This window comes from Arthrobacter sp. TJ-178 (assembly GCF_058269275.1).
Genome location: NZ_JBZCNK010000006.1, coordinates 1 through 13050, shown reverse-complemented (window position 1 = coordinate 13050; position 13050 = coordinate 1). Strand labels below are relative to the sequence as shown.

Annotated in this window: 5 protein-coding genes; 4 read left to right on the top strand and 1 reads right to left on the bottom strand. The window is 63.7% G+C overall.

The window, feature by feature from the left end; genetic code table 11:
• The first annotated feature begins 9 nt into the window (after window positions 1-9).
• Window positions 10-2121: a glycogen debranching protein GlgX gene (gene glgX, locus AC4D2Q_RS15590; RefSeq protein WP_490947384.1), complete on the top strand. Its 2112-nt coding sequence runs from the start codon at window positions 10-12 to the stop codon at window positions 2119-2121.
• On the opposite strand, the gene glgP is transcribed toward glgX, so the two are convergent.
• Window positions 2118-4742 carry an alpha-glucan family phosphorylase gene (gene glgP, locus AC4D2Q_RS15585; protein ID WP_490947383.1) on the bottom strand — a complete coding sequence of 875 codons (2625 nt, stop codon included), beginning with the start codon at window positions 4740-4742 and terminating at the stop codon, window positions 2118-2120. The two genes, glgX and glgP, sit on opposite strands and share 4 nt — an antisense overlap.
• Window positions 4743-4933: 191 nt before the next feature.
• Here glgP and AC4D2Q_RS15580 point away from each other — a divergent pair, with 191 nt between their 5' ends.
• The 3 genes from AC4D2Q_RS15580 to glgB are packed head-to-tail and all read left to right on the top strand — an operon-like array spanning window position 4934 to window position 12578.
• Window positions 4934-6985: an alpha-1,4-glucan--maltose-1-phosphate maltosyltransferase gene (locus tag AC4D2Q_RS15580; protein ID WP_490947382.1), complete on the top strand. Its 2052-nt coding sequence runs from the start codon at window positions 4934-4936 to the stop codon at window positions 6983-6985.
• Window positions 6985-8754, top strand: a complete 1770-nt coding sequence (treS, locus tag AC4D2Q_RS15575) for a maltose alpha-D-glucosyltransferase (RefSeq protein ID WP_490927886.1) — start codon at window positions 6985-6987, stop codon at window positions 8752-8754. Before AC4D2Q_RS15580 ends, treS begins: the two co-directional genes overlap by 1 nt.
• On the top strand, window positions 8751-12578 hold the full coding sequence (gene glgB, locus AC4D2Q_RS15570) for a 1,4-alpha-glucan branching protein GlgB (protein WP_490947381.1): 3828 nt from the start codon (window positions 8751-8753) through the stop codon (window positions 12576-12578). Before treS ends, glgB begins: the two co-directional genes overlap by 4 nt.
• Window positions 12579-13050: the final 472 nt, after the last annotated feature.

Here is a 13050-nt window from a genome sequence, read left to right as displayed (position 1 = left end):
AGAGGCAGCATGGCAGACTTGACCAGCATTCCGCAGGGCCAAGCCGCCGCGCGGCGGGTGTCCCGGCCCTTTCCCCTTGGCGTAAGGAATTCAGTTCCCGGCGTTGATGAGGTGCCGGGAACCGCCAATGTCTCTGTATACGCACCGGGCCTGACCGGCGTCGACGTCTATTTTGAGACCGCGCCGGGGCAGTGGTCCTCGGCGCCCCTGGACGAGTCCGTGGCGGGAATCCACCACGGACGCGTCAGCGGCCTGGCCTACGGCAGCCGCTACGGTTTCTGGCCGTCAGACCGGGAACTTCCAGGCGAGCCGGGCACCTTCCAGCTCCTGCTGGACCCCTACGGTCGCGGAATTGACGAGGTTCCGCGCCCCGGAGACCTCCCGCTGTTCTTTTCCGAACATGTTGATCCGTCCTTTGACTGGGGCGATTCGCGCCAGCCGCATACGCCGTGGCGCGACACCGTCATTTACGAGGCGCACGTGCGCGGGCAAACAATGCTCCACCCGGACATCCCCGAAGAACTGCGCGGAACTTATGCCGGCATGGCCCATCCGGTCATGGTGGATTACCTCAGCAACCTTGGCATCACCGCCGTGGAACTGCTGCCCGTGCATTTCCATGCGGACGAAGCGCACCTGCGCCGCCTGGGCCTGACAAACTACTGGGGTTACAACACGCTGGGCTTCTTTGCTCCGCACACCGCGTACGCCACTGCGTCCGCCCGGGCGGCCGGGGCAAAGGCGGTGCAGGATGAGTTCAAGACGATGGTCCGCTCCCTGCACGACGCCGGCCTCGAAGTGATCCTGGACGTTGTGTACAACCACACCGCCGAAGGAACCAAGGACCAGCCAGCACTGAGCTGGCGCGGACTCGGCGACAACCAGTACTACCGCCACGACGGTGAAGGCAGCTATCTGGATACCACCGGCTGCGGCAACACCTTGGATTTCAGCGAACCCCGCGTCATCCAAATGGCCTTGGACTCGCTGCGCCACTGGGTCCAGGACTACCGGGTGGACGGTTTCCGGTTTGATCTTGCTCCCGCCCTGTGCCGCGGCTCAGACGGCCGCTATGACCGCCGGCACCCCTTCTTGGTGGCAGTGGCTGCCGACCCGGTGCTCCACGGCGTCAAGCTCATCGCCGAGCCCTGGGACATCGGGTATGACGGCTGGCAGACCGGGAATTTCCCGCCCGGGTGGGCCGATTGGAATGACAGATTCCGGGACACCACCAGGGAATTCTGGCTGCGGGACCAGGCATCGCTGGCTGCCGGCGGGTCCGGAGGGCCGCTGGCCAGGATTGCGGGATCGCTGGCCGGATCAGCTGATCTTTTTGCCGGGTCCGGGCGAACCTCCCTGGCCTCCATCAACATGGTCAGCGCACATGACGGCTTCACCCTGGCTGACCTCACCTCCTATGAACAGAAGCACAATGAGGCCAACGGTGAGGACAACCGGGACGGCAGCAGTGAAAACCGCAGCTATAACCACGGTGTGGAAGGTCCCACCGCGGATGAGGAGGTGAGGTCCCGACGCGCGCAGACGGCACGCAACGTCATGGCCACCCTGCTGATGTCCCTGGGTGTTCCCATGCTGACGGCCGGGGATGAGTTCGGCCGCACCCAGCAGGGAAACAACAACGCCTACTGCCAGGACGGGCCTCTCACCTGGCTGCACTGGGATCTCGACGACGCCGGCCTCCGGATGCTGGCCACCACCCGGACACTGCTTCGCCTGCGCCGCGAATTCCTCGCTTCGCAGCCGTATCGGTTTCCCGCCGACGCCAGGGAGTCCTCGCTGCTCTGGTTCGATGCGCAGGGCCAGCCCATGCCCCAGGACAAGTGGCAGGATCCCGCCTGCCGGGTGGTCCAGCTGCTGGTCGGCTCCCGGACCGGCGAGCTGAGGGGCCTGCTGGTGTTGAACGGTTCGCTGCAGGACACCGAGATAACCCTGCCCGATGCTCAGGCGCTGGCCGGCTCCGGGGCGGTCCGCGATGAGAACCGTGCCTACGAGCTGCTGCTGAGTACGGCAGACCAGACCGACGGGCACATCGGCGTGGAGCTGCGCGGCGGCGAGCGCGACGTACTGCCGGCGAACTCGGTCAGCGTGTACCGGGCCTAGGCGTTGACCACCAGCCCCAGCTCTGCCTTGGATGCCAGCCCGGAGTGAACGGGAAGCACCCGCACGGTGTAGCCGAAGGGACCGGCCTGTTCAATGCCGATCGTGCCGGAGAACTGGTGCCTGCCGGACCCGAGGTCCTGGACGTGGTCCAGCTCCGCGGTCCGGGGATCGGCCAACTGGTCGTTTTCCAGCGCCTTTCCGTAGGCAACTTCCACGCTGACGTCTTCCGGCCGCAGGGATCCCAGTGACACATAGGCCTGCACGGTAAGCCGGTCACCAATCTGGGGATCGTCCGTGATGCCGATCGAGTCCACATGTTCCACCGAAACCCCGGACCAGCCGTCACGCACCCGGGTGATCCACGCGGCCAGCTCCTTGGCTGCTGCGTAACCGTCCGCGGATGCGGCCCGCCACGACTGTCCCGCCGGCCGGTACAGGCCGTTGACGTAATCGCGCAGCATGCGGTTGGCGGAGACCGCCGGCCCCAGATCAGCCAGGGTGTGCTTGACCATTTCCAGCCACTCGCCGGGCAGGGCGTCCGACGGTGCGTCGGAAGGTCCGGCCGCACCGGCTTCGGCCGGAGGCTCCTTGCCGTAGAACATCGGGGTTACGGAGCTCTCCAACAGGTCGTACAGTGCTGACGCCTCCAAGTCATCGCGCTGGTCCGGACTGTAAACCTCCCGCGTGTGGGCGCCCCGTGTCGGGTTGGCGGAGGGAATGGCCCAGCCGTTGTCGCCGTCGTACATCTCGTCCCACCAGCCGTCCAAGATGGAGAGATTGAGTCCGCCGTTGATCGCGGACTTCATCCCCGAGGTTCCCGACGCTTCCAGCGGACGCAGCGGATTGTTCAGCCACACGTCGCAGCCCGGAAACAGTGTCCTGGCCATGGCGATGTCGTAGTTGGGCAGGAACACGATCCGGTGGCGGACCTCAGGATCGTCGGTAAAGCGGACGAGGTCCTGAATCATGCGCTTGCCCTGTTCATCCGCAGGGTGCGACTTGCCGGCCACCACAACCTGCAGGGGGTGCGTGGGGTGCAGCAGGAGCGCCTTAAGCCGCGCGGGGTCACGAAGCATCAGGGTCAGGCGCTTGTAAGTGGGGACCCGGCGGGCAAACCCGATGGTGAGGATGTCCGGATCCAGCACCTGCTCGGTCCAGCCCAGCTCGGCGTCAGTGGCGCCGCGGTTGCGCCACGCGGCACGCACTCGCTTGCGGACGTCCTGGACCAGATTGGACCGAAGGCGCCGGCGCAGGTCCCACAGGTCCTTGTCACTGATTTCGTATGCGCGGCTCCAGTCCCGGTCGTGGACGGTTTCGACGCCGAACTTCTCCCTGGCCAGCTTGGTCAACTCCGGATCGACCCACGTGGGGACGTGCACGCCGTTGGTTACCGAGGTGATCGGAACTTCGGAGACATCGAAACCGGGCCAGAGTCCGGAAAACATCTCGCGGGACACTGCACCGTGCAGCTTGGCCACCCCGTTGGCCCGCTGGGCCAGCCGAAGCCCCATTACCGCCATGTTGAATTTGGAAGGGTCTCCGCCCTCATAGCTTTCAGCACCCAGTCCCAGCACCTTGTCCGTCGGAACTGACTGAGCCAGCCCGGCACTGAAGAAATGGCGGATCTGTGACTGGTCAAAGCGGTCGATGCCTGCCGGTACGGGAGTGTGGGTGGTGAACACGGTGCCGGCGCGGGTGGCCGTCAGCGCTTCTTCCCACCCCATGCCGTTGTCCATCAGCTCCCGGATGCGCTCAATGCCCAGGAACCCCGCGTGGCCTTCATTGGTGTGGAAAACTTCGGGGGCTGCGGTGCCGGAGAGGCGTTCGTAGACGCGCAGCGCCTTGACCCCGCCCATTCCCAGCAACAGTTCCTGCTGCAGGCGGTGGTCACCGCCGCCGCCGTACAGCCGGTCCGTAATGCCGCGGGCGGCGTCGTCGTTGCCCACAACATCAGAATCCAGCAGCAGGAGGGGAACGCGGCCGACGTCGGCGCGCCAGATCTGCGCCAAAAGCCGGCGGTTGTTGGGCAACGGAAGGCTGATGCGGGCGGGCGTGCCGTCTTCTTCCCGGAGCAGCGTCAGCGGCAACCCGTTGGGGTCCAGCACCGGATAGGTCTCCAGCTGCCAGCCGTCCCGGGACAGTGCCTGCTTGAAATAGCCGGCCTGGTACAGCAGCCCCACCGCAATCAGCGGAACACCCAGGTCAGAGGCGGACTTGAGATGGTCACCGGCGAGAATGCCCAAACCACCGGAATACTGCGGCAGGACGGCGCTGATGCCGTACTCGGGGGAGAAGTAAGCCACTGCACGCGGCGCGTCCTCACCAAGGGACTGGTACCAGCGGGGTTCCTCCAGATACGCGTCCAGGTCTGCACCCAGATCCTGAATCCGCTGGACCAGGCCTCCGTCCTGTGCCATCCGTTCCAGGCTGCTGCGGCTCACTGAGCCGAGGAACTTGACGGGGTCTTGGCCGCTCGCATGCCAGGCCGCCGGATCAAGGTCCGCGAAGAGGCGGGTGGTCGGCTCATGCCAAGACCACCGCAGGTTCGAGGCCAGCTTGCTCAGGGGAGCGATGCTGTCGGGGAGGACGGTTCGGACAGTAAACCTTCGAATAGCCTTCACCCCGGTTACGCTAGCGTAACCGGGGCCCCGAATGGCATGGTAGAGCCAAAGATTCCATCAAATTACGGCCCATCACGGCCGGGCGCCGGCACTCTCGGCAATTTCCCGCAATACGCAGTGCGACGTGCGGGAAAACACCTAAAAGTACGTTGCCTTAGCATTCTGCTCCGATTGTCGCTAACGTCTAGTGTGTGACCAGTTCCAGTGCGAAGCCCCCTAATGTCCTGCCCGCTGAGGAACTCCGCTTCGGCCGGATTCCCATCATCAATGTGACCCCGGTTGTGGAATGCGGCCGCATCCCGGCCAAAGCAATTCCCGGGGAAGACCTGGTAGTGGGAGCTACCGTCTTCCGTGAGGGACACGATCTCGTGGGCGTCAGCGCGGTCCTCTACGATCCCGAAGGCATGGAGGTGCAGCGTGTCCGCATGCACCCCGTGGGAATCGGTCTGGACCGCTGGGGCGGGCTGATCCGGCCCGAAGCCACCGGGACCTGGAGCTTCGCCGTTGAGGGCTGGGCGGATCTGTACTCCACCTGGCACCACAATGCTGAAGTAAAGATCAACGCCAATGTGGACGTTGAACTGATGCTGGCCGAAGGGGCTGCCCTGTTCCGCCACGCCGCAGAGAACCGAAATGGTGACGATGCGACCGTGTTCGGCGCCGTCGCGGATGCGCTCGCGGACACCGGACTGCCGGTGGCAGAACGCCTGGCCGCCAGTGCGTCGGACGCAGTGCTGGCCGTTTTGGAACGTGATCCCATCCGTGACCTGGTGACCAGCAGCCCCCGTTACCCGCTGAACGTTGAGCGCGAGCTGGCCGGACGAGGCTCCTGGTATGAGTTCTTCCCCCGCTCCGAAGGCGCTGTGCAGGACCCCGCAACCCTCGAATGGACCTCCGGCACCTTCCGCACCGCAGCCCTCAGCCTGGAACGTGTGGCCGGTATGGGTTTTGACGTCATTTACCTCCCTCCGGTCCATCCGATCGGCACCAGCCACCGGAAGGGACCGAACAACACCCTCGTAGCCGGTCCCGGAGACCCGGGTTCCCCCTGGGCCATCGGCTCTTCAGAAGGCGGCCATGACGCCATCCACCCTGATCTGGGGACCTTCGAAGACTTCGATGCTTTTGTGGACACCGCCAGGAACCTGAACCTGGAAGTTGCCATTGACCTGGCCCTGCAGGCATCGCCGGACCACCCCTGGGTCACCAGCCATCCGGAGTGGTTCACCACCCGGGTGGACGGTTCGATTGCCTATGCGGAAAACCCGCCGAAGAAGTACCAGGACATCTACCCCCTGAACTTCGACAATGACTTCACCGGGCTCTCCGAGGAGATCCTGCGGATTGTGCTGATGTGGATCGGCCACGGCGTGAAGATTTTCCGGGTGGACAACCCGCACACCAAGCCCCTGATGTTTTGGGAATGGCTGATCAAAACCGTCAATGAGAAGCACCCGGGCGTGATTTTTTTGGCCGAGGCGTTTACCCGCCCGCCCATGATGCACGCGTTGGGCATGGCGGGCTTCCAGCAGTCCTACACCTACTTCACCTGGCGGAATACCCGCAAGGAGCTGGAAGAGTACTTCACTGAGGTCTCGTCGCAGACGGCAGCCTTCTTCCGGCCGAACTTCTTCGTGAACACTCCGGACATCCTGACCGAGTTCCTCCAGTACGGCGGTCCGGGCGCCTTCAAGATCCGCGCTGTGCTGGCCTCCACCGCCAGTCCGCTCTGGGGGGTCTATGCCGGATACGAACTGTACGAGCACGTGGCCCGTCCCGGCGCCGAGGAATACATCGACAACGAGAAGTTCGAGTACAAGCAGCGCGATTTTGCGGCTGCCGAGGCGGAGGGCCGCAGCCTGGCGCCCTACATCACCCGGCTCAACCAGATCCGCCGCTTCCACCCGGCCCTTGGAGACCTGCAGAACCTGACCGTGCACTCCAGCACTGATGAGGCAACTGTGGTGTATTCCAAGCACAAGCAGGTCCGGCCGGGGGATCCGTCCAGCAAGGACACGCTCATCATCGTGGTGAACACGGATCCGCACAGCGCCCGCGAATGCAGCGTCTCCCTTGATCTGGACGCCCTGCAGCTCAACCCGCAGGACTATAACGAAGACGGCACCTTCTGGGTGGACGACCTCATCAGCGGCCACAGCTGGCGTTGGGGAGCCAACAACTATGTCCGTTTGGACGCCCATTTTGAGCCTGCACACATCTTGTCAGTTCGGAGGAACTCCTAGTGCCCAACCAGTTTCAGCTGCATGCTCCCGGTCTCACCAACGATCCCCATTGGTACCGCAAAGCAGTGTTTTATGAAGTACTCGTGCGCGGGTTCGCAGATGCCAACGGCGACGGCTCAGGTGACTTCGGCGGCCTGATCGACAAACTCGATTATCTGCAGTGGCTGGGCATCGACTGCCTTTGGCTCCCTCCGTTCTTCAAGTCTCCGCTGCGCGACGGCGGATACGACATCTCCGATTACTACGACGTCCTGGACGAGTTCGGTACGATCAGCGACTTCAAGCGCTTAGTGGCCGAAGCCCACGCCCGCGGACTGCGCGTGATCATCGACCTGCCGGTGAACCACACCTCGGACAAGCATCCGTGGTTCGAGGAATCGCGCAACGATCCGGACGGCCCCTACGGCGACTTCTACGTCTGGTCGGACACCGACGAGAAGTATGAGGACGCCCGAATCATCTTTGTGGACACCGAGGAATCCAACTGGGCGTTCGACCCGGTGCGGCGCCAGTTCTACTGGCACCGCTTCTTCAGCCACCAGCCGGACCTCAACTTTGAGAACCCCAAGGTTGTCGAGGCAATTTTCGACGTGGTCCGGTTCTGGCTGGACCAGGGCATCGACGGGTTCCGTGCAGATGCAATCCCGTACCTCTTCGAAGAGGACGGCACCAACTGCGAGAACCTCCCGGCGACGCACCGGTTCCTCAAGGACCTGCGCACCATGGTTGATGAAAATTACCCCGGCCGCGTGATCGTGGCCGAGGCCAACCAGATGCCGCACGAGGTCGTGGAGTACTTCGGTGATGAAACCGGCCCGGAGTGCCACATGGCTTTCCACTTCCCGATCATGCCGCGGCTGTTCTACGCGCTGCGTGACCAGAAGGCCGCACCCATCGTGCAGACCATGGAAGAGACACCGGACATTCCGGCCGGCGCCCAGTGGGGAACCTTCCTGCGCAACCATGATGAGCTGACGCTGGAAATGGTGACCAACGAAGAGCGCCAGGCCATGCTCGGCTGGTACGCACCGGATTCCCGCATGCGGGCCAACATCGGTATCCGCCGCCGGCTCTCTCCGCTGCTGGACAATTCCCGCTCCGAAGTGGAACTGATCCACGCACTCCTGCTCTCCCTGCCCGGCAGTCCGTTCCTGTACTACGGGGACGAGATCGGCATGGGGGACAACATCTGGCTTGAGGACCGTGACTCGTCGCGTACCCCCATGCAGTGGAACCCGGACCGAAACGCGGGCTTCTCCACGGCCGATCCCGGAAAGCTGTACCTGCCGGTCGTTCAGTCGCTGGTGTACCACTACAACCACGTCAATGTGGAAGCGCAGCTGGCCAGCTCCAGCTCGCTCCTGCACTGGATCCGGCAGATGATCATGGTCCGCCGCGCCCATCCCGCATTTGGGCTGGGTTCCTACCGGAACGTCCCCACGGAAGCAGAGTCAGTGCTCGCGTTCCTGCGTGAGCTGCCGTCGGACAACCCCGAGGGCGAGGTCGGAGAGGTCATGTTCTGCATCTTCAACCTGTCCCAGCACCCGGTTTCCGCCACGGTCAGCCTGCCGGAATTCGCCGGCCGCGGTCTGCGTGATGCCTTTGGCGGAACGCCGTTCCCCGCTTTCGGCCCTGACGGCTCCGTGACCCTGACACTGGGCAGCCACGATTTCTACTGGCTGCGGCTGCGTTCGCCCAAGTCCAATATGTCCTCACCCCAGACCGAGGCAATTCCCCTCATCCCCATCTCGGAGGCCCTGAAGAAATGACCCAGCTGACGCCGTCCCTTCCGGAGCTCCTGACCGCGTGGCTTCCACAGCAGCGCTGGTTCCCCGCGAAGGGACGTGAAATCGTCCTCGACCGGGTCGGGGGAATCCGCCTGGAGGATGCTTCCGGGTCGGCCGAGCTGGAGGTCCACCTTATTGCGGTGAGCTCCGGCCAGCGGACCGATGTCATCAACGTGCCCGTCAGTTCCTACGGTGCGCCGGTTCCGGAACTGGAAGAGTTCCTGCTGGGGCGCGTGGAACACGCGGAGCTGGGAGAGCGCTGGCTGTACGACGCCGCCGCAGATCCCTTGTTTGTGACTGCCTGGCTGGAGATGATGCGCACCCAGTCCTCCTCCCTGGACGGACACACGCACGGCGTCGCACTGGACGGATTCGACCAGTGGCCTCCCTTTGAGGGCAAGGCCCCCGCCAAACTCATGAAGGGCGAGCAGTCCAACACGTCGGTGGTGGTGCGCTCCGAACCCACCCAGCTGATCGTCAAGTTCTACCGTGTGCTGGCCGCTGGTGAGAGCCCGGACGTGCAGGTCAGTGCGGCCCTCACCGCCGCCGGCTCTTCTGATGTTCCGGCGACGCTGGGCTGGGTGACCGGCAGCTGGAAGGATCCGCTGGCGGACGACGGCGACACCTGGGTTACGGGGCACGTCAGCGTCCTGCGCGAGTTCATCCCCAACAGCGAAGATGCGTGGCGGCCCGCTTCCGCCGCGGCCGTGAGCAACGCTGATTTCACCGCCGAAGCCGAAGAGCTCGGTGCGGTCACCGGGCGCATCCACCGGCAGCTGGCGGAGGCCTTCGGGAGCCAGCCGCCCAGCCCCGCCGAGCGCGCCGAATTCCTTGAGTCCCTGGAAAACCGCATCCGCTGGGCCTGGAAGGAAGCCCGGAGCTATGTGGGGGAGTACGACGAACCGCTGGAGCACCTCCTCCAGCAGGTCGCTAACCTCCAGGAACTTCCCAACCTTCAGCGCATTCACGCGGACTACCACCTGGGCCAGGTACTGAAGTCGGGCAGCCACGGCTGGCTCGTTCTCGACTTTGAAGGCGAGCCGCTTCGCCCTGCCGCCGAGCGCAGTGTTCCGGATGTCCCGCTGCGGGACGTGGTGGGCATGCTCCGGTCCATTGACTACGCCGCCGGCGTTGCACTCGTTGAGGCCGCGGATGACACGGACGGTGCCGGCACCAGTTCCCGCGAACAGCAGCGCCGCGGCCTCGAAGCCGCGCGCTGGGCAGCAAATGCCTCCGAAGCTTTTCTGCGCGGATACGAAAAGGAAACCGGAACGCAGATCAACCGCAGCGACCCGCTGTATCTGGCCTTGTGGCTCGACAAAGCCCTTTACGAAGTCGTCTATGAAATCCGCAACCGTCCCAACTGGATCCGCGTCCCTGTGGCTGCCGCACGGCAGATTTTGGAACAGGCCCGCCAGCAGGTTCCCGGGACGAGCAGCCAGGAAGAGAACTCAGTGAATAAGATTCCCCAGCCGGACCGCGCGGCGAAGAAGTCCGTATCGGAGCCTGCACTGCCGGCCGTTCCCGATTCAGCCGCATCCTCCGAAGCGGCTCTTCCGGCTGAACCCGCCGACGTCGTCGTCCCTGCAGCAGAGGCGACTGCCCCCGTGCCGGCACACAGCAATCCGCTGCCTGTGTCCGATGACATCCTGCAGGCCGTGTCCGAAGGCCGCTATTACCAGCCGCACGCAGTACTGGGTGCCCATCTGGATGATCAGGGGCTCGTGACAATCCGGACCCTCCGCCCGCTGGCCGAAGCCGTGACGGCGGTGACGTCCGAGGGCCGCATCGAGCTCCGGCACGAGCACAACGGCATTTGGGTGGGCACGCTGCCCGCCGCACGTCCCGGGCAGGTTCCGGACTACCGTCTGGAAGTAACCTATGAGGGACTTGAGCCGCAGCTTTTCGATGACCCCTACCGGTTCCTTCCGTCCCTGGGAGAGATTGACCTGCACCTCATCGGTGAAGGCCGGCATGAGAACCTCTGGACCGTACTGGGCGCCAACCTGCATCACTACAAGTCCATCCTGGGAGACATCGACGGCGTGAGCTTTGCCGTCTGGGCACCCAACGCCCAGATGGTACGGGTTATTGGCGACTTCAACGCCTGGGACGGCAGGGTCAACGCGATGCGTTCCCTCGGCGGCTCGGGTGTCTGGGAATTGTTCATTCCCGGCGTTCAGCCCGGCGCAAGGTACAAGTTTGAAATCCTCGGCGGCGACGGAGTGTGGCGCGAAAAGGCCGATCCCATGGCCCAGGCCACGGAGGTTCCGCCGCTGACGGGTTCCCGGGTGGTGGAGTCGACGTACGCTTTTGCCGATTCCGAATGGATGGAAGCGCGCGCTGCCCGCGATCCGCACAACGCGCCGATGAGCGTCTATGAAGTGCACCTCGGCTCCTGGCGTCTCGGCCTGGATTACCGCCAGCTGGCCGACCAGCTGGCCGAGTATGTCAAGTGGCAGGGCTTCACACACGTGGAGTTCATGCCCGTGGCAGAACACCCCTTCGGCGGATCCTGGGGCTACCAGATCACGTCCTACTTTGCTCCCACCGCAAGGTTCGGGCATCCGGATGATTTCCGCTACCTGGTGGACAAGCTGCATCAGGCCGGTATCGGCGTCATTCTGGACTGGGTCCCCGGGCACTTCCCCAAGGACGAGTGGGCGCTGGCCAAATTTGACGGGCAGACGCTCTACGAACACGGAGATCCCCTCCGGGGCGAGCAGCCTGACTGGGGCACCCTGATCTTCGACTACGGCCGCAGGGAAGTCCGGAACTTCCTCGTTGCCAACGCCATTTACTGGCTCGAAGAGTTCCACATAGACGGCCTGCGCGTCGACGCAGTGGCATCCATGCTGTACCTGGACTACTCGCGGCCTGCAGATCAGTGGCGTCCCAATGCCTTCGGCGGCCGGGAAAACCTGGAAGCCATTTCCTTCCTCCAGGAAGTTAACGCCACGGCATACCGGCGGGTCCCCGGCATCGTCATGATTGCCGAGGAGTCCACCGCCTTCCCCGGCGTAACGCAGCCCACCAGCAGCGGCGGCCTGGGGTTCGGGCTGAAGTGGAACATGGGGTGGATGCACGACACCCTCGAGTACATGGCTGAGGATCCCATCAACCGGATGTACCACCACGCCAAGCTGACGTTCTCGCTGGTCTACGCCTACACGGAGAACTTCCTGTTGCCGATCAGCCATGACGAAGTTGTGCACGGCAAGGGTTCCCTCCTGCGGAAGATGCCCGGGGACCGGTGGCAGCAGCTGGCCAACCTCCGTGCCTACCTTGCCTTCCAGTGGGCACATCCGGGCAAGCAGCTCATCTTCATGGGTACGGAATTTGCCCAGGAAGCGGAATGGTCGGAGCAGTACGGACTGGACTGGTTCCTGACTGACACGCCGCAGCATAAGGGTGTGCAGCTGCTGGTCCGCCAGCTCAATGAGATCTATCAGAACACGCCCGCCCTCTTTGACCGTGACAACGAGCCGGCCGGATTCCAGTGGATCAATGAGAACGACGGCGTCCACAACGCGCTGTCCTTCATCCGCTACGACCACCAGGGAAACCCGCTGGTGTGCATCGCCAACTTTGCGGGCACCCCGCACGAGAACTTCCGCATCGGGCTCCCGTGGGCCGGCGAATGGGTGGAAGCGCTCAACACTGATGCCGCTGAGTTCGGCGGCTCCGGTGTAGGCAACATGGGTGTTGTTGAAGCGGAGGAGGGCGCCTTCGACGGGCAGCCCGCCTCCGCAACGCTCACGGTGCCGCCGCTGGGCGTGCTGTACCTCAAGCCGCACGCCGCCTAGCTCGGGGTGAGCTGCCGGGATCGTCCGCTTTGAGCGGTTCCGGGGACGTGGTGAACATTTTTGGGTCGGTTCACCACGTCCCCAAAATCGTGCTAGAGTTAATACCCGCGCTGATCGAGGCAACGAGAACAGCTGAGCGTCACGAGGCCTAGGCCTCAACCGGTTCGCCGGATCGACAAACAGCCGTTTTGACAGCCTCCGGTTGGAGCGGTAAGATTGAAAAGTTGCTCCGGAGCGATGCAGAGCGGAAGATCCCTTGGATCTAAGCCTGTTGGTGCCGGAAGCAGTCTGTTGTTTGAGAACTCAATAGTGTGCCAAGTTTATTGATACCAATTTATTTTAATTGGTTGAACAGGCTGTGACCGCCCACACCGTGGGTATGGGACAGCTTTTTTAGCTGGTTTCGAATTTAGTGCAGGACCGTGCAGCCAATTTTCCTTGGCTCCGGTCTTGTGTCTGTAACACATTTACG